Here is a 21256-nt window from a genome sequence, read left to right on the forward strand (position 1 = left end):
ATTATCACGGCAATGGTAGCAGGATAAGATAATCTCATAACCACAAAGAATAGATTATAAAAAGCTTTGCTTGGTTTATAACACTACTATTTTTGCACACAATATAAGTAATCATCAGTGACGTTATTGTCTGACATTACAAAGGGTGACCAATGACTGCCTCATCAATGATAAAAAAGCTTAGCTTAGGATTACTTGTCAGTGCAACTCTCTTTGGAGCGAATCATATGGCACAGGCAACCACATCCATCCTACCACTTACACAAAAATGGGATAAAACCTTTGCTAAAAGTGACAGCGTCACACATCAAAAAGTAACCTTCAACAATCGTTATGGGCTCACTCTCGCAGCAGATCTTTATATCCCAAAAACATATAAGGGTAAAAAGCTGGCAGCATTGGCTATTAGTGGGCCTTTTGGGGCTGTGAAAGAACAAGCCTCAGGACTATATGCCCAAAAAATGGCAGAGCAGGGCTTTGTCACTATCGCCTTTGACCCTTCATATACAGGTGAAAGCAGCGGTACGCCTAGAAATGTCGCCTCACCAGATATTAATACTGAAGATTTTAGTGCAGCGATAGATTATTTGGGGTTACGTCCTGAGGTCGATAGAAATCGGATAGGCATTATTGGTATTTGCGGCTGGGGCGGCATGGGGCTCAATACGGCTGCGATGGATACCCGTATTAAAGCGGTCGCCACGACCAGCATGTACGATATGAGCCGTGCGATGGGATATGGTGTTGGTAATGGCGCTGATCGCTATGACGCGGGCGATCGTCAAGCCATGCTAAAACACCTTAATCAACAGCGCTGGGTAGACGCAAAGAATGCGCAACCTGCGACGGCCAGTCATGACCTCAATGTAGACGATAATGGTAAAGTGACCACGGCAGATAGAGTTTTGCCCGAAACCTTGGACAGTAACCCGAACCCGGTACAAAAAGAGTTCTTCGATTACTACCGCACGGATCGAGGTTTTCATAAAAATTCGGTGAACTCAAACGGCGCATGGACGGCTACGATGCCCTGGTCATTTATGAATATGCCACTGCTGAGCCATATTGATGAGATATCTCCGCGTCCCATTTTAATGATTGTTGGTGAAAACGCACACTCTCGATATTTTAGCGAAACTGCTTATCAAAAAGCCAAAGAGCCCAAAGAGCTACTTATCCTGCCCAATACTAAGTATGTCGATTTGTACGATCGCATGGATAAAATCCCTTTTGATAAATTAACAGAATTTTTTCGCACAAATCTAAAATAAAAACAGAGCAGCTAATGAAGCATAACAACAACCGGCTACGTGATAGCCGGTTGTTCATTTATGTTGAGGGAGACTTCTTTAGCCCGTCATGTCTCTTTAAACACCGACGTTTTAAAGATATTAATATCGAGAATAGATATGTTAAACACCAAAAAAAGTGAACTAATTGAAGAGCAGCCTGCTTACTGGAGTGGGGTTTTCGCCATGACACTGTGCGTTTTACCTTAATTGCTTCAGAGTTTATGCCAGTGCTGTTATTTTAGTGATTTCTGCGCTCTTAACATCACGCTTGGCGACCAATGCCGGTCATCTGGTAGAGAGGAGTTAACTTGGAGAGTGTTAACTCCATGTAAATACTTCACGCTTAACACAACATCATAGAACATTAAGCCACCTGTCTGCATTCAGGCATACGAAGTTTGGGCGATTAGGCCATCTGTTTTAAGAGGCTGTTTATTTCTAGTGCGGTGCATCCGGTTGATTCATAGGCTCAGCATCAATAAATGCTTTGATCGTACGACAGCGTTCATCAATGCGCATAATGTTGGGGAAAGGGGTTAAATCAACTTTGAAGCGACGCGCCGAATAGATTTGTGGAATCAAATAGCAATCGGCAAAAGTTGGGCGGTTGCCATAACAAAAATCTTCTCGAGCACTGTCTTTGGCCAATAACGTCTCAAGTGCAGTAAAACCATCAGAAATCCAGCGTTGACACCACAATAGAACCTGTTCTTCATCGACCGATAACTCGTTGCGTAAATACTGCAAGATGCGGCGGTTATTAATAGGGTGAATATCGCAGCCAACCATGGCGCTTAGTGCGCGCACTTTTATGCGGCCAGCGGCATCTTTAGGCAATAAAGGTGTTTCTGGATAGGTCTCCTCTAACCACTCTAAAATAGCCGGGCTTTGAAACAGCATTAGATCATCTGTTTGTAGCGCAGGTACCAAACCTTGCGGATTAATCGCTTTGAAGGCCGATTCTAGCTGCTCATCTTTGGCTAAGTTAACAGAGATGTTGTCATAATCTAGGCCTTTAAGGTTCATGGCAATACGCGTACGATGTGACGTACCGCTACGAAAGTAACCATATAAAGTCATCATAATTGTTCTCCTAAGTTTCTTTCTTTCAAGTGTTTAAGGTAAATGACGGTTAATAATTAACAGTGACTGTTTAATCTCTTTAACCGTGTTAATAATTAATCATTGTGTATATAATTACATAATAAGTAATATGACCATGTTTTAATGAATAATTACCGTTATTAAGGTATTTACTGCACTTGACCAAGCACTATTTAACTGAGGGTATAATGTCAGCAAAAGAATCAACACCTAAAAATCAAAATGGCGTACAGTCGCTTGAGATCGGACTCTCAATCTTAGATATACTCATTGATCATCACGAACCTATGATGCTCAAAGACATTGCTCAATCAATGGGAATGCATCCTGCAAAAATGCATCGCTACTTGGTCAGTCTCATTCGTAAAGACTATGCACGAAAACTAAGTGATGGACGCTACGGACTTGGCAATCGAGGTAACACGCTAGGCCCCATCAGTCTGGATCAAGGCAGCCTTTTGCAGCGTATCATGGATGCCGCAACCGAAATCAAAGACACGGTTCATTGCGGTGTACAAATTGCCAAATGGTTTAACGAGGGGCCAATTGTTATTCACTCATTTGAACCTGACAGACCCATCAGTATCATTACTCGCATAGGGTCGCGTATGCCATTGACGTCTTCTGCCACAGGTAGGCTATTTGCCAGCTATCAGCCTGATACCCTCATTAAGCCATTGGTGCGCTCAGAGTGGCAAGATGATGGGCATAATCCTCTCTTTAATAAGCCTACTGATTTGAATGCTAAATGGCAAGATTTTACTCAGCTACAAACCGATATTCGTTCGCAAGGTTATGCAACGGTGACAGGTGATATGCTCATGGGTATTAACGCAATCAGCATTCCGGTTATCCCTTCAGCGCCTAAAGCCGATGAAACTGAGCGCTCACTTATTGAACAGACACCGCTGGAATATGCAATCACCATTATTGGTACGCCTGAGCAATTGCCGCTAGGTAACGGTGACATCATAGATGCCGTACGTTCAATCGCTAAGCGTTATCAGATTAGCCAGTTTTAATTTAATCTAAGCTTTTGTTTGATGAGTGGCAAGTCCGAGCTCACCTGTGCGTAGTACATTTTTAGTCCTGCGCAAAGGTAGCTTAAGCCCAGCTCTCCATCAGGCGTCTTTATAAAACGGTGCTTGGGACAATCTCCCCAGCACAGTGATAAAAAATCACATGTCTTGCAAAGTGTTGGCAATGGAGAATCGTGAGGGTATCGTTACTGCAGGTCAAGTCGTCGGCTTAATGGATGATATTTCAACCTGTGCTGCGCTATTAGATTGCATTGTCGCTGATTGTAAGCAGCGATTGTTTATTGCCTCAAGCTAGATGGCATAGGCCATCCTAAGGGCTGCGTTGTGTATGTTACGGGGCTTAGTGTTTTTGGCTGAAGATAAATGGTATTTAGCTGTCATTATCTTGGTGAAACAAGGCATAACACACCTGTCTTAGCCACTGATTATCAGGATTTGCATGCATCCGTTCGTGCCAGTGCTGCTTTACCTGATATTTGGGAATGTCTAAGGGGAGGGGCAAAGTGTGGAGACGGTTTTCTTGTAACAGTAATTTGGCCAATTTATCAGGCAACGTGGCGACCAAATCAGTCTGTTGAATAATTAACCCCACGCCTAGATACGTGGGTAAGGTGATGGCGATATGACGTTTTATATGTCGCCGTCGTAAATGATCTTCAAGAAGATAGTGACCTGTACCACTGGATATCACATCCGCATGCTGCTCTTGTTGATAGGCTTCAAGTGTTAACGTATTTTGTGTGAGTCGTGGATGGTCTTGACGGACCACTACCGAATAATGCTGCTCAAAAAAGGTTTGTTGAAAAAAGCCTGCTTCAAGATGTGGAATATAACCAATTGCCAAATCAATTTCACCACTACTCATCCGTGAGGGGGTGTCGCTATTAATGGCAGAGATATCAAGCTTGGTATGAGGCGCATGCTGTTTTAGATATTTTATCAATTTAGGCACAATAATCATGTGACTGATATCAGTCATACTGATATGAAATCTTCGTGATGAATTTTTTGGTTCAAAGTGATGTGTATAGTCATTAACTGCGCGAATATGCTGCAGCGCATTATTAACTAAAGGAAATAAATTTTGTGCCGTTTGGGTAGGCTGCATTTGATTGCCCACTCTCACAAATAATGGATCATCAAAATGCTGGCGTAATTTATTTAAGCCTAGACTTGCAGCGGGCTGCCCTATATCCAGCTTTTGTGCAGCTTTGGAGATGGTGTTCTGCTGATAGATGGCTTGGAACAGTAATAACAGCCTGACATCAATATCAAACATATGGTCTTTCCTAGTGGTCTATTTCACTTTAAATAAGCTTGTTTTAAAAGTGGCGTGTTTTAGAAGTGCCGTGGCTGTTTTAACCGCCAAGCGGATGCTTGATAAGATGTATTGTAGCAAGGTTATTAATATTTTTAATAGAGTGAATTATTTTGATTGCATAGATGAAACAGATAGTGGGTGATACAGTATAAAAATAGTCAATCACTATTTTTATGGAGTCTCCCTCATGGAAGAGTTAGCCACCTTGGCAGATTTGCCAGCCGATTATGTCACAGACATTAACAGTAAAAATTTGGTTCCACTTTGGCCAAGCCTACGTGATGTTCTTCCTCCTCTGAGTCCTAAACCTCGTACCAAGCCCACGCTTTGGGCGTATAAAGATATTCGTGGACCACTTTTAAAGTCTGGTGAGTTAACACCGGTTGAAAAAGCGGAGCGTCGAGTATTGGTACTGGCTAACCCTGGGCTTGGACTTGACAATATGTCAGCAAGTCCGGTGATTTATCTGGGCATGCAGTTACTACTGCCAGGTGAATGGGCGCCTTCTCATCGTCACACCCCCAATGCCGTACGCTTAATTGTTGAAGGGGATGGGGCGTACACCACCATTGATGGGATAAAATGCCCCATGGAACATGGTGACTTGATTTTAACCCCCTCTGGTACTTGGCATGAACATGGTCACGATGGCGATGAGCCTGTCATTTGGTTAGATATTTTAGATTTGCCGCTGGTTTATTATAGCGAAGCTACCTATGTAGAGCCTATCGGTCGCCAACAAGTCGAGTCCACCTCCATCAACTCTCCCTATGTCAATGGGATCGTACCTGTCAAAAACTTTGTCCGTAATGATGCGGCATATCCCATCTTACGTTATCGCTGGCGTGATGTTAAACATGCGCTGCACACGATAGCTGACAATGAGCCAGACGCTGAAATCGTACAAGTAGCGTATACCAACCCTGAAAATGGTCAACCTGCTGAGCAGATTATCGGCTTTAGCTGTATCATGCTACGCCCCAATGAAACGGTTAAGCTTGTCAAGCGCTCGTGTGCCATGGCGTTTCATGTCATCGATGGTGATATGAAAATGACCATCAATAATGCAAATGACGTACAAGACTTTACCATGACACGCTCTGACACCAGTGTAGCCCCTTGTTTTGCCGAGGTCGACTTAACGAACTTAAGCGACAAGCCTTGCTACGTCTTTGTGGCAGATGAAGCCCCATTCCAGCAAAAAATTGGGGTGTATTCGGAGCGTGAACGGGGTTAGTCGTCGTTTGACCAACACATTAAAAATAAAACGCTGATATCAAAAGCTCACGTTTGTTAACTAGGGGGCTATTTTACGCCCTATTATAAAAGGTGAATAGATGAATGTCGTTTTATTGAATTTTTTCAAATCAATGAAGGTCGTACCAGTAAATTAAGGAATAGCCATGAAGCTCTACAATTTTTTTAGAAGTGGTACATCGCACCGTACTCGTATTGTATTGAACCTAAAAGGGCTGGATTATGATTATGTGGCGGTAAGTCTTGCTAAAGAGGAGCACTTACAACCTGCATTTAAAGCATTAAATCCTCAAGGACTTGTACCAGTTCTCCAAACAGACGATACGTTATTATTTCAAAGCCCTGCCATCATTGAATGGCTTGAAGAGCAATATCCTGATCCTGCATTACTACCTAAAGATCCTTTTGAGCGTGCTCACGTACGTGCGTTAGCAGCAATGGTAGGCTGCGATATCCATCCCATCAACAACCGTCGTATTTTGCAATACCTTCGCAATGAATTGCACCAAGATGAAGAAGCGGTATTAACGTGGTGTAAGCAGTGGATTAACGATGGTTTTACTGCTCTAGAGCAAATCCTTAGCGAAGATAAGAGCCGTCAAGGTTTTTGTTTTGGTGACACACCGACCATCGCTGATGCCTATTTAATTCCACAAATTGAATCTGCAAAACGCTTTGAGGTGGATTTGACCCCGTACCCCTTAATTCGTGAAGTAGAAGCCAATTGTATGCAGTTACCAGCGTTTATTGATGCTGCCCCGTTTAAGCAACCTGATGCTCCTGCTAAGGTATAAAGCATCACTAATTAAATGATTAAAAATAAGGAGTTACCATGAGCCAAGTTGTCGCCCCTATGAATGCCGTTGAGTTACCCATTCATGGCAGTCAAGATACCTTTCCTGTTCGCCGTATTTATTGTGTAGGACGCAATTATGCCGCCCACGCCAAAGAGATGGGCTTTGACCCTAACCGCGAACCACCATTTTTCTTTTGTAAGCCTAATGATGCTGAATCAATTCTGCCAATAAAAGCAGGTGAAAATTATCAGCTACCTTATCCGGATCAGACCCAAAACTACCATTATGAAGTTGAACTGGTAGTGGCTATTGGAAAACAAGGTAAAAATATTAGTGTTGAGAGTGCTAAAGACCATATCTATGGCTACGCAGTTGGCCTTGACATGACACGTCGTGATTTACAGATGAAAATGCGTGAAATGGGCCGTCCTTGGGAAATTGGTAAGGCATTTGATTACTCTGCGCCAATTGGTGAGATTTATCCGCTAAGTGATGTTGGTGAAATCAACCAAGCTGATATTAAATTGACCGTTAATGGTGAGACTAAACAGCACAGCGATGTCAACCACTTGATCTGGGATGTGTCTGAGACTATTGCTGAGCTGTCTAAACTTTTTGAGTTACGAGCTGGCGATTTAATTTTCACTGGTACACCTGAAGGGGTGGGGGCAGTGGTCAAAGGCGATACCATGGTTGCTGAGGTTGAAGGACTGGGCAAAATTGAAGTCACTGTGGTATAGACGAACCATTTTTTTATTCCATAAGCCATTCCCTTGTTCAACGATGATCATGTGATTCATTTAAATCACTGTGAGAAAAGTGATGGATAAACATAGATAGTGAGGTTTGATTTTTAAACATTTAAAAAGGTGATTAAGACTTCTAACTCACTATCTATAGGTTTATTGATGTTGCTCGTTGATAGTAGATGAGTGCTTTGAAAAGTATTTTAAAGTAAATGTTAAACAAGGATGTTACATGAAATCAATCGTATTAAAGGATTTTATTGATAGTCGAGCGCTTGGCAATCGTCAAAAGTCTATTATAGCCCTATGTATGGCTCTAATGATTTTGGACGGTTATGATATACAAGCGATGGCTTATGCCGCCCCTCTAATTATTAGTGATTGGCAAATTGACAAAACCATGTTGGGTGTGGTGTTCAGCTCAAGCTTGGTTGGTTTGTTTTTTGGTTCATTATTGATTAGTAATTTGTCAGATCGCTTTGGGCGTCGTATCATTTTGCTAATCTCAACCTTACTGTTTTCGATATTTATGTTAGTCACGCCAATGGCTCATAACCTAGAGCAATTGGCGATTTTGCGTTTTGTGACGGGTATTTTTTTGGGCGGTATTATGCCCAATGCTATGGCATATTGTGCTGAGATTGTGCCAAGCAAATACCGTGTGTTTACAATGATTATGATCTCATCAGGCTTTACCATTGGCGCAATGCTAGGTGGTTTTGTGGCAACGTGGTTAAAGGCTTATGGGTGGCAAGCAATCTTTTATTTTGGTGGTATCGTCCCCTTAATTTTGTTTGTGATCATGTTTATGGCCTTGCCCGAGTCGTTACAATTCTTGGCCTCAAAGCCCAATAATGAGAGCAAGATAAAGTCAATATTACAGCGCTTTTATCCCAGTGCTACTATATCTAATGACACCACTATCATATTACCTAAAAATGAAACGGTTAAAGCCTCACCAATAGAATTATTTAAAGAAAATCGCAGCTTTTTTACCATCACTATCTGGATTGCCAGTATGATGAACTTGATGAGCTTGTACTTTTTATCAAGTTGGCTACCGACACTGGGTATGGAGGCAGGACTTACCACCACTCAAGCGTTAATGATAGGCTCAACGTTACAATTTGGCGGTACAGTGGGTAGTTTATTGATGGGGACACGCATCAATAAGCTGGGCTTTTATAAAGTATTAATTCCCATCTTTATAGTGGCTGCTCTTAGTGTTGCAATGATTGGCTTTAGTGCAGGCAGTATTGTAGTGCTATTTATTGTGGTGTTTATTGCAGGGTTCACGGTTGTCGGTGGACAACCTACACTTAATGCGTTGTCTGCTGAACGCTATCCTACCTTGCTACGTACAACAGGTGTTGGCTGGAGCTTGGGAATTGGTAGAATTGGATCGATGATAGGCCCGGTTATTGGCGGCTTGCTCTCAAAATCTTTAACATTAAGTACACTGTTTTTATTTGCAGCAGTGCCTTCAATTGTGGTAGTTATAATGATGATAATGCAAGCAAGACACCCTGGTAGTAAGTCTGAGCTTTAGTAACTTAATCTCAGATACGATCTCAGATACGATCTCAGTTACGTTTAAATAAAAAGCTAAGACCATAGGGTATTAACGAACAATAATCTAACAAGGAATTGCCAACATGACATCAACTAATAAAACAATACAACATGCGCGTCACTGGATAAATGGCGAATGGGTAGATAGCGGTATTAAGAAAGAAAGCATCAACCCAAGTACCGGGGAGGTGATTGGCAGCTATGTTGAAGGTGGCGAAACTGAAGCAGAGATGGCAATTAAAGCTGCTCATGACACATTTACTAACACTGATTGGCGCACCAATCGTGAATTAAGATTTAACGTACTACAAGAAATGGTACAAGCATTTGATGCCCGTCAAGATGAGCTTGCCACAATCCTTGCCACTGAAAATGGTAAGATTTTGGGCGAGGCCAATTTTGAGATCAGTCTGGTTAAACCCAACCTAAACTTTGCTGCATCAACTATTTATACTACTTATGGCCGCGCCGCCGAATGGTCAGCAGGCAAGTTCTCAGTCGTTTTAAAAGAGCCTGTGGGCGTAGCTGGCATTAGCGTACCTTGGAACTCTCCAGTAGCCCTGTTGATTCGCTCATTGGCACCTGCATTAGCAGCAGGCTGTACCACCGTGCTTAAAATGCCGGGTCAAACAGCGTTAACCAATGCCACAATAGCTGACATCTTAGCAAGCATTAAGTCCTTGCCAAAAGGTGTGATTAATATGGTCACTGGCGAGCGAGAACTGCTAGAAACCATCGTTACTCACCCTCATGTGCCAACCATTAGCTTTACTGGCAGTACCGGTACGGGTCGTGCATTACAAGAAGAGGGCGCGAAGCAATTAAAACGCTTTGGTCTAGAGTTAGGGGGCAAAACACCACTGATTGTTTTCAACGATGCTGACATTGATGCGTTGATTCCCAAGGCCGAAAAAGCCCTGACCGTATTTGCAGGACAGTTTTGTATGACAGGCAGCCGTATCTTGGTGCAAAGCGATGTCGCTGAGCAAGTACGTCAAAAGCTTGTCGAGCGCTTAGCCAACGTCAAAGTCGGTAATGCCCTTGACCCTGAAAGCGATATGGGCGCACTGATAGACATGAACAGTGTCAATCGGGTTGATGGTATGGTTGAAGATGCCATCGCTAAAGGTGCTAAAGTCTTATTACGAGGCGGGAAATTTACCGACGGTGAGCTTGCCAAGGGGGCGTTTTATCAACCTTGCTTATTAGAAGTTGATGATAATCAAGCAGATATTGTGCAATCAGAGGTATTTGGTCCGGTCTTGACGCTACAGGTATTTGACACTGAGGCCGAAGCGATTGAGCTGGCGAATGGCACACAATATGGACTGGCAGCGAGCATCTGGACAAGAGATGTGGACAGACCGTTACGCATTGCCCGTGCTATTGAAGCTGGCACTATCTGGATTAATGATTGGGTAGTGATGCGAGATGAGTTTGAGGAGGGTGGCTACAAACAAAGTGGCAGTGGTCGTTTGCGTGGTATGGCAAGTATTGAAGACTTTATCGAATACAAGCACATCGTCATGCAGCCTGGTGTCGCAGGTACGTCAGCCGATTAGTATTTAGCTACTTCTTCGCGTTGTTACATAAGGAAATGATAATGCAACACGATTCAATAACCCCCTTATCAAAAAAGACGTCTATGTTAGATACCACAGCGGAGTCTGTGGTATCGCAGACCGTGCAGCAGGTGGTGTTTGAGTTAATGCGCACGCTTAACATGACCACCGTTTTTGGTAATCCTGGGTCGACTGAACTGAATTTTCTGACCAACTTTCCTGAAGACTTCTCTTATGTATTAGGCTTGCATGAAGCTTCAGTGGTCGGTATGGCAGATGGTTATGCTCAGGCTACAGGTAATGCCGCTTTTGTTAATCTACATTCGGCTGCAGGTGTGGGCAATGCGTTAGGCAATATTTTTACCGCCTACCGCAACCACACCCCGTTAGTCATTACAGCAGGGCAGCAAGCCCGTAGTTTATTACCCTTTGCTCCGTATTTGGGCGCTGAGCAAGCTGCACAGTTTCCACAGCCTTATATTAAATGGAGTATTGAGCCTGCCCGCGCGGAAGATGTGCCGCTAGCTATTGCTCAGGCATATTTAATCGCCATGCAGCACCCACAGGGCCCGACATTTGTGTCGATTCCGTCCGATGATTGGGACAAGCCTGCGGTATTGCCACTGCTATCACAGTCTTGTGGCCATAGTATTCCAAGCCCAGATGCGTTGGCTGAGCTGGTAGAGGTTATGTCAACCAGTCAGAATATGGCACTGGTTGTTGGCTCAGATGTTGATCGCCAAGGGGGTTTTGAGTTGGCGGTTGCTGTCGCAGAAGCGTGTCAAGCTCCTGTATGGGAAGCGCCAAACTCCAGTCGAGCAAGTTTTCCTGAAAACCATCCTTTATTTGCCGGATTCTTACCTGCAATTCCTGAGAAGCTGAGCGAAAAGCTACTTGGCTATGATACGATTGTGGTGATAGGGGCACCTGCTTTTACTTTACATGTTGCAGGGACACTCTCGCTCAAAAAGAGCAAGATTTATCAGCTTACCGATGATCCACAGTATGCGGCTCAATCAGTGGCAACAAAAACCTTATCAGGCAATATACGCGATAGCCTACAAGCGCTATTAGACAAATTGCCCACGAGTATGACACCTCGCTCAGGGCTTGATTTGCCGGTTCGTAAGCCTGCCGCTGAGGTTCAGGGCAGCAATCCAATTAGCATTGAGTACGTGATGGCGACATTGGCGAAATATTGCCCAGAAGATGTCGTTATCGTTGAAGAGGCTCCCTCACACCGTCCTGCGATTCAGCGTTATTTGCCCATTACTCAGCCTAAGAGTTTTTATACGATGGCAAGCGGGGGACTGGGTTATGGGTTACCGGCTGCCGTTGGGGTTGCTTTGGGCACCCAGCGTCGCACCCTATGTCTCATTGGTGATGGATCCTCCATGTATTCTATCCAAGCCATCTGGACCGCCGTACAGCATAACTTACCGGTTACGGTCATTGTGTTGAATAATACAGGCTATGGGGCGATGCGCTCGTTTAGTAAGATTATGGGCAGCACGCAAGTACCAGGGTTAGACCTACCTAATATTAATTTTGTTCAGCTGGCACAAAGTATGGGATGCCAAGCGCAAAAAGTAACAGACTATTCTGTGCTTGATAAAGTGTTCGCTGATACCATGCAAGCAGCGGGTAGTTATTTGCTAGAGATTATGGTCGATGCCAATACAGGCGCCGTCTATTAGAGTTGGCAAGACTTGTCACCCTAGGGCGGCAGTTTGCAATACCAGTGCTAACAATACTAACACTCTCGTCAATACTGACATCCTGATGAGGCTTACGACAGCTCATCGCTAAATAACATCATAAAGGGTTGTTTCATACTGCTCTAACCCTGTGGATTATTAAATGACCCAAATAATGAGCAAACACATCATTCGTGAGCAACGACGAATAGAGAGCAAGCGCCGTATGGTATTGTTGGTGTTTGCGATAGCGTGTCTTGTGGGACTGGTTTTGGATGTGATGACTGGTCCTTCGATGCTGCCTGTAAGGGATGTGATTGAGGCTTTATTACGCTTAAGCGCACGCATACCATTATCTATGATTTGCGTCTGCCTATTGCTTTGATGGCATTATTGATTGGTGCCTCACTTGGGGCGGGCGGCGCTGAAATGCAAACCTTATTAAATAACCCGATGGCCAGCCCTTATACATTGGGGTTGGCCGCCGCCGCAGGGTTTGGCGCGTCATTGGTGATTGCCTTTGGCGGCTTTGGGTTGCCTTTGCAATATGCGGTGCCGATCGGGGCATTCGCCATGACCATGCTGGCCTCAGCAGTACTGTTCTTATTCGCCTCTTTAAGCAATTTGCCGCCGCTACTTTGATTTTGGTGGGTATTGCACTTTTGTTTATTTTTCAATCGCTATTATCCTTGGTGCAATTTATCGCATCCCCTGAAGTCTCCCAACAAATTCTATTTTGGCTCTTTGGTAACCTCAACAAAGCCACCTGGACCAACCTTGCCGTGGTTGCTGTGGTCAGTACGGTGTGTATGACCTTACTTATGCGAGATGGTTGGCAATTAACCGCGCTACGTCTGGGCGAAGAAAGAGCAGCGGCCCTTGGTGTCAACTTAACAAGGCTGCGGATCAGAACCCTTATTTTGGTGGCTATGATGACCGATAGAGGCACGTTTTCACTCGAAAAAACTCTGGCCATGAAGCCGGATGTGGTGGTATTAGCAAAGTGGCAATACGATACGCTAAAGGCTGAAATACCACGTTTTGAGGCCGCAAACATTCCTGTGGTAGTGGTGGACTATAATGATCAAAGTGTCGCTAATCACACCAACAGTACCAAGATTTTTGGACAAATTGCAGGGACAGAGCAGCGCGCCAATCAAGCGGCACAAGAGTATGCCGATGGCATTGCTGATATCCAAAAACGGGTTGAAGCGGCAGGGACTGCCAAGCCAAAAATCTATATTGAATTTGGCGATAAAGGCCCACAAGAGCATAGCTTTACCTTTGGCAAAAATATGTGGGGCGCTATTGCCGATACGGTAGGCGGTGAAAACATCAGTAAGCCTTTTGTTGAGAATTGGGGACCCATTAACCCCGAGCAGCTCTTAGTGAGTAAGCCGGACGTGATTATTATCTCAGGTACCGAAGTGGGTATGAAGCAGACTGATGCTATGGCAATGGGTATTGATATTAGTGCTGATGAGGCTCAGCGCCGGTTAAAAGGGTTTACCACCCGAAATGGTTGGGAGAATCTGCCTGCGGTGAAGAACAACCGTGTGTATGGTATCTATCATACCGCTTCTCGCTCGTTGTCTGACTTGGCATCGGCTCAGTTTATGGCAAAAACCTTGTACCCTGAAGCCTTTAAAGATGTTGATCCTGAAAAAACCTATACAGAGTTCCATGAAAAATATCTGCCCGTTAAACCCAGCGGTACGTTCTTTATTCAGCTAGGCTGCGGTGCAAGCCTTTGTAAAGACAAGGCATCTGCTGTAGAACAAGCGGCGCCAACAGAGGCAGCGCCTCAGACCCTGTCATGGTGGGATAAGCTGGTCAATTGGCTACGTCACTTGTTTACCTGATTTTTTGCCATTAACTTTATAAAGATATCATCATGCTTGAACTTGACCAGTTAACCGTGAAGCGTGGCGCACTTACCGTGGCCTAATCTATCAATGCCAAGTTTCATCCGGGCAAAATATACACGCTGCTCGGAGCAAATGGTGCAGGCAAATCAAGCTTATTAAAGGCAATCTTTGGTGAGTTAGCGTTTTCAGGTAACATTCGTTATCATAAAGCCACACAAAGTAAAGCCAACCTGATGTCTTGGCGAAAGCCTATTGCTTATATGCCCCAAGACAGCCATACCGATGCGGAGCTTAACACGCTTGAGGTAGTGCTATTGGGGCGTATGGATGCACTGGGCCGACATATTAGTGATGAGCTGATGCAAGAGGCCATTGAGCTGATGGCACAGTTGAATATCGCCGAGCTGGCACATCGGCCGATCCGTGCGCTAAGCGGGGGACAGCGTCAGCTTACCATGTTTGCTCAAGCCTTATTAAGTTGTCCCCAAATCTTGTTGCTTGATGAGCCTGTTTCAGCACTAGACATGAGACATGGCGCATCAAATCAATCTATTACATAAGGTGAGTCACTATACTCAGCAAAATCAGCTTATTTGCTTGATGGTATTACATGATTTAAGCCTTGCCGCTCAATTCTCTGATGAATTGTTGCTGTTATCTGAGGGTCATATTCAGGCTCAAGGCGCACCTCAAGATGTGCTACAACCGCACATTTTATGCCAAGTATATCAAGTAGATATCGAGATTCTAACCAGCTCTCAAGGGCTACCCGTCGTCTATCCTTACCGAAAAAATATGCAAAGTAAGTGACTAATATAAGTAACTAATATAAGTGGCTAATATAAGTAACCAGTATAAGCGCGTAATATTGGTACAGAGTTACTGTGCGGTTTTTTCGGGCAAGCTACTCACCATCCCTGCTAAGATTACCGCCACAATACCTAAGATCTCTAGTAGACCAATGGTTTCACCGGCAAAAACTACCCCATAAATGGCTGCAAATACCACGGTCAGATAAGACAACGCCGCCACCGTAAATTTTTGGCCAACATGATAGGCATGAGTCATTGCCAGCTGTGCCAATAATCCTGCACCGCCAATGCCCAGAATATAAGGTAAGCTCTCTACAGTTAAGCTGTGCCATCCTATCCAAGTTGCCAATACTGCCGAAATTGCCGCTGCGACTGCCGAGAAATAAAACACAATACGCCAAGCCGGCTCGCCCATAAAAGACAATGCCCGCACTTGTAATAGAGCAAAAGCGGTAAAAATGCCACCACTTAGAGTGATTAGGGTTTCAATTAATCGGTCCGACTCAAAGGCAGGTTGCAACATTAAGCAAATACCGCCTAAGCCCATCAATAGCGCCGTCCATGTCTTTATCGATGGCGTCTCTTTTAGCCAGACAATAGATAAAATAGCGATGAATACCACTGAGGTATAGTTTAGGGTAACCGAGGTCGCTAAAGGCAGCTGGCTTAACCCATAAAAAGATAATAATAAAGCGGTTGTACCGGCGACGCTACGCTTGATATGCCCCACAAAAAAAGGGGTTTTTAGGGTTTGCCCACGTACTAGGGTGCCACAAAAAATCATCAGCGCCGGTAAAAGCGATCGCCAAAAGGCCAACTCATAAAGATGCATACCCAGCTTTGTGCCTGCATTTTTTACCAAAATACTCATTTAGGCAAATAAGAAGGCCGCCACAATCATCCACGCCGAACCTAACCCATACTTTATTTTTATCATAGTACTATATCAAGTCATAAAAACCGTTATTGTACCACTGGCAAGCATTTTCTGATGACTTTGCTATGAAGACTTTGCAAAAGGGTGGGCAAGTTAAGCCTAACAAACAAGACAGCCCCAATATTAGGATTGGGGCTGGCTGATGCTAACTGATGCTGATGTTGTTATTTGGTGCCGAAGTAGTTTTTACCACCAGAGTCTTCAATGGTAGTGGCCTGGCCGGTGAAGGAGAATCCTTTATTGCTAAAGGTGCCGATCATAATGGTCTCAACCAAAGGTTTGGTTTTTTTCTCACTACTTTCAACCGCCACCACGAAGTTGGCACCATCACCACCGGTGTCATCAAGCTTTTCAACGATATAGTTGAGTGTGCCCATGGGCGGCAGCTCTATGGACTTGGTGAGATAAGGGCGGACATAGTCGCCTTTGGTATTGTAGTAATCAATTTTGGTGATATAAATCTTATGGCTTAAGCTGGTATTACGGATGCTTAAAGTGGCTGAAAGCATTACTTTAGGATTGTCCTCATCCACATAGATATTGGAGTATACCGGCACATAAAACAGCTTTTGGTAAGGCATATTACCAGCAGGAACTTTATCTATCTCAAGCTGTTTTATAGGATCTTTGTGCTCGTCGCTGTATAAAATATTGGGGTCATGCTCGGGTGCATTACAAGCACTTAAGCCAGTAATAAGCAATAAGGTAGCTAACGCTGATAATATTTTCATAACGCTCCTTGTGATAGTCCCAACGCTTGAGGTTAACCCACCAAGACGTTGGTTTCAGGATAATGTATCCGCGAGCTTTTTGGCATGGCAATAAGATAAGCTAAGGTTAGCGGACCTACGCGGCCTGCGAACATCATAAACATAATCACCACCTCACCGGTATGACTCAATTGTGTGGTTAGTCCTCGGGTCAGTCCCACGGTACTTAGTGCTGAGACCACTTCAAATAAGACATCTTCTAAAGAGTGCTCCGCTTCCACCACAGACAAGATAAACACACTCATAAATATTAGCATCATAGTAATGCTAATCAAAGCCAGTGATTTGCGCACCAGACGATCGGGAATACGGCGCTTAAAGATAATCACATGATCACGTTGACGCAAAAATGCCCACGTGGTTAAGATTAAAATAACAAAGGTACCAATCTTAATACCACTGGCGGTAGAGAGAGAGCCGCCGCCAATAAACATCAAAAACATGGTCAGTAGTGTACTGGCATCGGTCAGCTGCTCAATCGGTATGGTGTTAAATCCAGCCGTTCTTGGGGTAATGGCTTGGAACCAAGCTGCGGTCAGTTGATCACTAAGGCTTAAGTGGCCAAAGGTATTCGGATTATTGTGTTCCAGTAGCCAAAATAGCACAAAGGCGACAAGGTTTAGCCCAATAGTTGTGCCAACCACCACCTTGGTATTGACGCTGATCTTGTGCCAGCTGCGGTGGTCTATCAAGTCTTTAATAACAATAAAGCCTAGACCACCGATAATGATTAAACTGGTGATAATAAAATTAATGGCTTTGTTGTCCACATAGCCCGTTAGGTTATCACTAGTAAGTGCAAAGCCTGCATTATTAAACGCTGAGACGGTATAAAAAAACCCGTGATATAACGCATCAGATAATGGCATTTCTTGGACAAAGGCGATGCTTAGGGCAATAAAACCTAACAGCTCTACCGACAACGCAATGGTAATAACGGATTTGGCAGTGGTGGTGATATTACCAAAACTGGTCTCAGCAAATGCTTCACGGGCGATTTTTTGTCCGACTAGGTTTAGCCGGCGCTGTAAGCTTAAAAAAGCAAATACCGCGAAAGTCATGAACCCAAGCCCCCCAAGCTGAATGAGTATGGCGATAACCACCTGTCCTAAATGGGTGTAATTGGCCGTATCTACGATGGAGAGTCCGGTTACGGTCACCGCAGAGGTGGCAGTGAAGGCTGCCTGTAGCCAAGACACTGAGTTAATGGTCGCAGCAGGGAGCTTTAATAAACAAGTGCCAAGCGTAATGAGTAATAAAAAGCCTGTGGCTAAAATGGCCGGCGGTGAGGATAAGAGTTTGGTAGGCGTTGACGGCATGATGGTTGCTTTAGACCTCAGTTGTTTTATAGGGTCGTATCTTTATTCACGATAGCCGGTGCCGATGACGAGCATCAGCAGACAGGCATAAGAGCACAATTAGCTTTGAATAAACGACTTTGAGAGATACTTAAGGTCACTGACCAAGCCGGTATACACCAACCGGTCCGGATATTGAATCACCGTATCACTGTCAAAATTACGCTCTACATGATTATCACGAATAATCAGCAGCAAAGAGGTGTCTGGGTGACGGCTTTTGATTTTGCCCACAGTGATGGGCCGCAATTGCTCGGGGACATCAATACGTACCAAAAACTCATCATTACCCAGCGATAAGTACTGCTTCATCATAGGATAGGCCATAGCCTGAGCAATACGGATACCCATATCCTGTTCCGGATGGATGATGTTGGTCACACCAAGGCTGTCTAGAATATCATGATGGGCATCAGTCTTGGCTTTTACCCAAAGATTCTGGACCGGCAGCTTAATTAGATTGAGGGTACACAATAAACTGGCTTCTAAATCCTCACCGATACTGACAATAACCCCATCAAACTGGCTAAGATTGAGCTCCTTTAAGGTATCAATATCTGTGGCATCAGCAATCACCGAGTGGCTTAAGATGTCACTGACCTTATTGACCTCGTTCTCATCCATATCGATACCGAGCACTTCATTGCCTTGGCTTTGTAATTCAAAAGCACAAGCGCGACCAAATACACCCAGTCCTATAACAGCAAATTGCATAAGTTACCTCTATATAGCCATGGCTCAATAGCCAATCCAGTTCTGTACGGTAGATTTCACAGAGCTTTAGCTTAGATTAATAATTTATAGTGCTTATTAAGAGTACTATATTTTTCGGAGAATTATACTCCTAAAGTTTCTTAATAATAACCAACAAGAAAAGTTAAGTTACCAAATATAATAAATAGACGACAAAAAAAGAATCCCAAGTTTTTGGGATTCTTTTTTAAAACGACTAAGGGATACCTTGTAAATAATGTGTCAGCAGCCAAACAGTGTTAGAGATTACAGGCTAACTTTAGCCAGTAGCTCTTCACGGCTTAGTAGCTGCTTCTCGCCATCACGGCGGTCTACATATTCATATTTGTCTTCTGCTAAGTTGCGATCTGAGACCACGATGCGGTGCGGAATACCGATAAGCTCAAGGTCAGCAAACTTCACCCCAGGACGCTCATTACGGTCATCTAAGATAACATTTAAGCCTTTCGCTTTAAGCTCTTCATATAACGCTTCAGCAGTTTGCATCACTGTGTCCTCTTTTGATTTCATCGGCACAATGGCAATATCAAAAGGTGCAATAGAGTCTTTTATATCCGGTGTTTTGGCCCAAATGATACCGTTGTCATCATGGTTTTGTTCAATAGCCGCTGCGATAATACGGCTAACACCAATACCATAACAGCCCATCATTAAGGTCACAGGCTTACCATCTTCACCCATGACAGTGCAGTTTAGCGCTTTTGAGTATTTGTCACCCAGCTGGAAAATATGGCCCACTTCAATACCACGTTTGATACTAAGGGTGCCTTTTCCATCTGGAGAGGCATCACCCTCGACCACGTTACGGATATCGACGACGTCAGTGATAGTGGCATCACGCTCCCAGTTCATACCGGTGGTGTGCATGTCATATTCATTGGCCCCTGACACAAAGTCACTCAAAGCAGCGGCAGCACGGTCAACATAAACCGGCATATCTAAGTCTACCCCAATAAAGCCTTTTTTGAGGCCGGCCGCTTTCATCTCCTCTTCGGTAGCGAAGGTAAGTGGTGTGGCCACTTCAGCGATTTTTTCAGCTTTAATCTCATTTAAGGTATGGTCGCCACGCACAACCAGCGCCACCAACTGCTCATCTCCCTCAGAGCCATCTTCATTAATGCGATGACCTTTGACCACTAAGGTTTTTACCGTAGTGTGTAGAGGAATGTCTAGGAATTTAGCCAATTCTTCATTGGTTTGAATCTTAGGCGTTGAGACATTTTGTTTGTCTTGAGTGGGCGCCGCGCGCTCATCGGTACAAATGGCTTCTGCCAGCTCAACGTTGGCTGCATAGTCTGAGCCATCAGAAAAAGCGATGGCATCTTCACCACTGCCGGCCAGTACATGGAACTCGTGTGAGGCTGAGCCACCAATAGAGCCAGTATCGGCCAATACCGCACGGAAATTTAATCCCAAACGTTGAAAAATGCGGGTATAGGCATCATACATTTGTTGATAGGTTACCTCTAATGAGGCTTGATCTACATGAAAAGAGTAGGCATCTTTCATGGTGAATTCGCGGGCGCGCATGATACCAAAGCGAGGACGAATCTCATCACGGAACTTACCTTGGATTTGGAAAAAGGTCACTGGCAGTTGCTTATAGCTGCGCAGCTCACCGCGGGCCAAATCAGTGATCACCTCTTCGTGGGTGGGGCCCAGCACGAAATCACGGTTGTGACGATCGGTAAAGCGCAGTAGCTCAGGACCATAATCCTCAAAACGTCCTGACTCTTGCCACAGCTCAGCTGGCTGAGTCATTGGCATCAAGACCTCTTGGCCGCCAATATTTTGCATCTCTTCGCGCACAATTTTTTCAACTTTTTGCAGCACCTTAAGTCCCATCGGTAGCCACACATATAGGCCTGAAGCCAACTTGCGGATAAGTCCGGCTCTGAGCATAAGTTGGCTTGATACGATATCGGCATCACTTGGGGTTTCTTTTAGGGTAGCAAATAAAAACTGGCTGGCTCTCATAACTGACTCGACTTTACTCAATGTAGTTAAAGGGTGGTTAACGATAAAAGTTAACTCAAAAAAAATCAAAATAAATTTGAACAAAAAAAGCACCGTCAATAACGCCCGTCTGTTGATGGCTGATAACCAGTATTTAGGCGGGTATTACGGTGTTCAATGATAATAAGGAAAAATCATAGCGATAGCCTGACTATGTTAGGTAAAGTCGGGCTGTGACGCAATCCTTTTTTGACGTCTAACTGGATTTAGACAAATTTTAGCAGCATTTTGGGTCAATTTCCGCCAGATCTGCCTCAAACTTAAAAGGCATTACCCCTTTAATACAACAGACACACACTTATTTATTGGCTATATTTAGAGAACGACTTAACGGTTTTGATTAAAAACAGTTCA

At 44.2% G+C, this 21256-nt stretch carries 20 protein-coding genes and 1 pseudogene; 14 read left to right on the top strand and 7 right to left on the bottom strand.

From position 1 onward, the window contains the following. Window positions 1-227: 227 nt before the first annotated feature. A complete protein-coding gene (locus DLE54_RS03660) occupies window positions 228-1271 on the top strand; it encodes an alpha/beta hydrolase (RefSeq protein ID WP_264755961.1) in 1044 nt (347 codons plus the stop codon). A gap of 459 nt (window positions 1272-1730) precedes the next feature. On the opposite strand, the gene maiA (DLE54_RS03670) is transcribed toward DLE54_RS03660, so the two are convergent. Continuing rightward, window positions 1731-2372, bottom strand: a complete 642-nt coding sequence (maiA, locus tag DLE54_RS03670) for a maleylacetoacetate isomerase (RefSeq protein ID WP_197708927.1) — start codon at window positions 2370-2372, stop codon at window positions 1731-1733. Between the two features lie 212 nt (window positions 2373-2584). On the opposite strand from maiA (DLE54_RS03670), the gene DLE54_RS03675 reads away from it, so the two are divergent. Together DLE54_RS03675 and DLE54_RS12010 are read left to right on the top strand one after the other, a co-directional pair. After that, the gene (locus DLE54_RS03675; RefSeq protein ID WP_011960011.1) at window positions 2585-3418 is read left to right on the top strand and encodes an IclR family transcriptional regulator; all 834 of its coding nucleotides are present in this window, start codon (window positions 2585-2587) and stop codon (window positions 3416-3418) included. A 160-nt stretch (window positions 3419-3578) separates the two neighbouring features. After that, window positions 3579-3731, top strand: coding sequence for a hypothetical protein (locus tag DLE54_RS12010; protein ID WP_162617729.1), 153 nt, complete (start codon window positions 3579-3581; stop codon window positions 3729-3731). Between the two features lie 75 nt (window positions 3732-3806). Here DLE54_RS12010 and DLE54_RS03680 read toward each other — a convergent pair whose 3' ends face one another. Then, entirely contained in the window at window positions 3807-4715 is a 909-nt protein-coding gene (locus DLE54_RS03680; RefSeq protein ID WP_011960012.1) for a LysR family transcriptional regulator, read from the bottom strand. A 229-nt stretch (window positions 4716-4944) separates the two neighbouring features. On the opposite strand from DLE54_RS03680, the gene DLE54_RS03685 reads away from it, so the two are divergent. The 11 genes and pseudogenes from DLE54_RS03685 to DLE54_RS12160 all read left to right on the top strand — a co-directional run bounded on the left by DLE54_RS03685 (window position 4945) and on the right by DLE54_RS12160 (window position 15066). Beyond that, window positions 4945-5994: a cupin domain-containing protein gene (locus tag DLE54_RS03685; RefSeq protein ID WP_110816297.1), complete on the top strand. Its 1050-nt coding sequence runs from the start codon at window positions 4945-4947 to the stop codon at window positions 5992-5994. Between the two features lie 166 nt (window positions 5995-6160). Continuing rightward, complete coding sequence (maiA, locus tag DLE54_RS03690; RefSeq protein WP_011960014.1) at window positions 6161-6808, top strand: maleylacetoacetate isomerase; 648 nt, start codon at window positions 6161-6163, stop codon at window positions 6806-6808. A gap of 38 nt (window positions 6809-6846) precedes the next feature. Next, window positions 6847-7551: a fumarylacetoacetate hydrolase family protein gene (locus DLE54_RS03695; protein ID WP_011960015.1), complete on the top strand. Its 705-nt coding sequence runs from the start codon at window positions 6847-6849 to the stop codon at window positions 7549-7551. A gap of 238 nt (window positions 7552-7789) precedes the next feature. Next, on the top strand, window positions 7790-9106 hold the full coding sequence (locus tag DLE54_RS03700) for an MFS transporter (RefSeq protein ID WP_110816298.1): 1317 nt from the start codon (window positions 7790-7792) through the stop codon (window positions 9104-9106). A gap of 106 nt (window positions 9107-9212) precedes the next feature. Continuing rightward, complete coding sequence (locus tag DLE54_RS03705) at window positions 9213-10691, top strand: aldehyde dehydrogenase family protein (protein ID WP_110816299.1); 1479 nt, start codon at window positions 9213-9215, stop codon at window positions 10689-10691. Window positions 10692-10732: 41 nt separating this feature from the next. After that, on the top strand, window positions 10733-12388 hold the full coding sequence (mdlC, locus tag DLE54_RS03710) for a benzoylformate decarboxylase (protein WP_197708906.1): 1656 nt from the start codon (window positions 10733-10735) through the stop codon (window positions 12386-12388). Window positions 12389-12551: 163 nt separating this feature from the next. Then, window positions 12552-12773 (top strand): hypothetical protein, encoded by a 222-nt coding sequence (locus DLE54_RS12145; RefSeq protein WP_264755963.1) that lies wholly within the window; start codon window positions 12552-12554, stop codon window positions 12771-12773. After that, window positions 12773-13266 (top strand): annotated as a pseudogene (locus DLE54_RS12150) (FecCD family ABC transporter permease); the annotation flags it as partial. The gene DLE54_RS12145 and the pseudogene DLE54_RS12150, both read left to right, overlap by 1 nt. 54 nt (window positions 13267-13320) lie before the next feature. Next, window positions 13321-14250 carry an ABC transporter substrate-binding protein gene (locus tag DLE54_RS03720; RefSeq protein ID WP_227535636.1) on the top strand — a complete coding sequence of 310 codons (930 nt, stop codon included), beginning with the start codon at window positions 13321-13323 and terminating at the stop codon, window positions 14248-14250. Between the two features lie 125 nt (window positions 14251-14375). After that, the gene (locus DLE54_RS12155) at window positions 14376-14816 is read left to right on the top strand and encodes an ATP-binding cassette domain-containing protein (RefSeq protein WP_264755974.1); all 441 of its coding nucleotides are present in this window, start codon (window positions 14376-14378) and stop codon (window positions 14814-14816) included. Continuing rightward, on the top strand, window positions 14788-15066 hold the full coding sequence (locus tag DLE54_RS12160) for a hypothetical protein (protein ID WP_197708907.1): 279 nt from the start codon (window positions 14788-14790) through the stop codon (window positions 15064-15066). Before DLE54_RS12155 ends, DLE54_RS12160 begins: the two co-directional genes overlap by 29 nt. Window positions 15067-15135: 69 nt before the next feature. On the opposite strand, the gene DLE54_RS03730 is transcribed toward DLE54_RS12160, so the two are convergent. The 5 genes from DLE54_RS03730 to DLE54_RS03750 form a co-directional block, all read right to left on the bottom strand. Continuing rightward, window positions 15136-15939 (bottom strand): DMT family transporter, encoded by an 804-nt coding sequence (locus DLE54_RS03730; RefSeq protein WP_110816301.1) that lies wholly within the window; start codon window positions 15937-15939, stop codon window positions 15136-15138. Between the two features lie 230 nt (window positions 15940-16169). Then, window positions 16170-16736 carry a DUF3124 domain-containing protein gene (locus DLE54_RS03735; RefSeq protein WP_011960023.1) on the bottom strand — a complete coding sequence of 189 codons (567 nt, stop codon included), beginning with the start codon at window positions 16734-16736 and terminating at the stop codon, window positions 16170-16172. A 32-nt stretch (window positions 16737-16768) separates the two neighbouring features. After that, entirely contained in the window at window positions 16769-18094 is a 1326-nt protein-coding gene (locus tag DLE54_RS03740; protein ID WP_011960024.1) for a TrkH family potassium uptake protein, read from the bottom strand. A 99-nt stretch (window positions 18095-18193) separates the two neighbouring features. Continuing rightward, a complete protein-coding gene (locus DLE54_RS03745; protein ID WP_011960025.1) occupies window positions 18194-18847 on the bottom strand; it encodes a potassium channel family protein in 654 nt (217 codons plus the stop codon). Window positions 18848-19132: 285 nt separating this feature from the next. After that, window positions 19133-20863, bottom strand: a complete 1731-nt coding sequence (locus DLE54_RS03750; RefSeq protein ID WP_110816302.1) for a proline--tRNA ligase — start codon at window positions 20861-20863, stop codon at window positions 19133-19135. Window positions 20864-21256: the final 393 nt, after the last annotated feature.

The sequence above is a fragment of the Psychrobacter sp. YP14 genome, assembly GCF_003209315.1.
In the GTDB taxonomy this organism is placed as follows: Bacteria; Pseudomonadota; Gammaproteobacteria; order Pseudomonadales; family Moraxellaceae; genus Psychrobacter; species Psychrobacter raelei.

Bases quoted from the DNA above. Each gene is read 5' to 3' on its own strand.
- DLE54_RS03660 (WP_264755961.1), top strand. From the start codon at position 228: ATGGCACAGGCAACCACATCCATCCTACCACTTACACAAAAATGGGAT.
- maiA (WP_197708927.1), bottom strand. From the start codon at position 2,372: ATGACTTTATATGGTTACTTTCGTAGCGGTACGTCACATCGTACGCGT.
- DLE54_RS03675 (WP_011960011.1), top strand. From the start codon at position 2,585: ATGTCAGCAAAAGAATCAACACCTAAAAATCAAAATGGCGTACAGTCG.
- DLE54_RS12010 (WP_162617729.1), top strand. From the start codon at position 3,579: ATGTCTTGCAAAGTGTTGGCAATGGAGAATCGTGAGGGTATCGTTACT.
- DLE54_RS03680 (WP_011960012.1), bottom strand. From the start codon at position 4,715: ATGTTTGATATTGATGTCAGGCTGTTATTACTGTTCCAAGCCATCTAT.
- DLE54_RS03685 (WP_110816297.1), top strand. From the start codon at position 4,945: ATGGAAGAGTTAGCCACCTTGGCAGATTTGCCAGCCGATTATGTCACA.
- maiA (WP_011960014.1), top strand. From the start codon at position 6,161: ATGAAGCTCTACAATTTTTTTAGAAGTGGTACATCGCACCGTACTCGT.
- DLE54_RS03695 (WP_011960015.1), top strand. From the start codon at position 6,847: ATGAGCCAAGTTGTCGCCCCTATGAATGCCGTTGAGTTACCCATTCAT.
- DLE54_RS03700 (WP_110816298.1), top strand. From the start codon at position 7,790: ATGAAATCAATCGTATTAAAGGATTTTATTGATAGTCGAGCGCTTGGC.
- DLE54_RS03705 (WP_110816299.1), top strand. From the start codon at position 9,213: ATGACATCAACTAATAAAACAATACAACATGCGCGTCACTGGATAAAT.
- mdlC (WP_197708906.1), top strand. From the start codon at position 10,733: ATGCAACACGATTCAATAACCCCCTTATCAAAAAAGACGTCTATGTTA.
- DLE54_RS12145 (WP_264755963.1), top strand. From the start codon at position 12,552: ATGACCCAAATAATGAGCAAACACATCATTCGTGAGCAACGACGAATA.
- DLE54_RS03720 (WP_227535636.1), top strand. From the start codon at position 13,321: ATGACCGATAGAGGCACGTTTTCACTCGAAAAAACTCTGGCCATGAAG.
- DLE54_RS12160 (WP_197708907.1), top strand. From the start codon at position 14,788: ATGGCGCATCAAATCAATCTATTACATAAGGTGAGTCACTATACTCAG.
- DLE54_RS03730 (WP_110816301.1), bottom strand. From the start codon at position 15,939: ATGAGTATTTTGGTAAAAAATGCAGGCACAAAGCTGGGTATGCATCTT.
- DLE54_RS03735 (WP_011960023.1), bottom strand. From the start codon at position 16,736: ATGAAAATATTATCAGCGTTAGCTACCTTATTGCTTATTACTGGCTTA.
- DLE54_RS03740 (WP_011960024.1), bottom strand. From the start codon at position 18,094: ATGCCGTCAACGCCTACCAAACTCTTATCCTCACCGCCGGCCATTTTA.
- DLE54_RS03745 (WP_011960025.1), bottom strand. From the start codon at position 18,847: ATGCAATTTGCTGTTATAGGACTGGGTGTATTTGGTCGCGCTTGTGCT.
- DLE54_RS03750 (WP_110816302.1), bottom strand. From the start codon at position 20,863: ATGAGAGCCAGCCAGTTTTTATTTGCTACCCTAAAAGAAACCCCAAGT.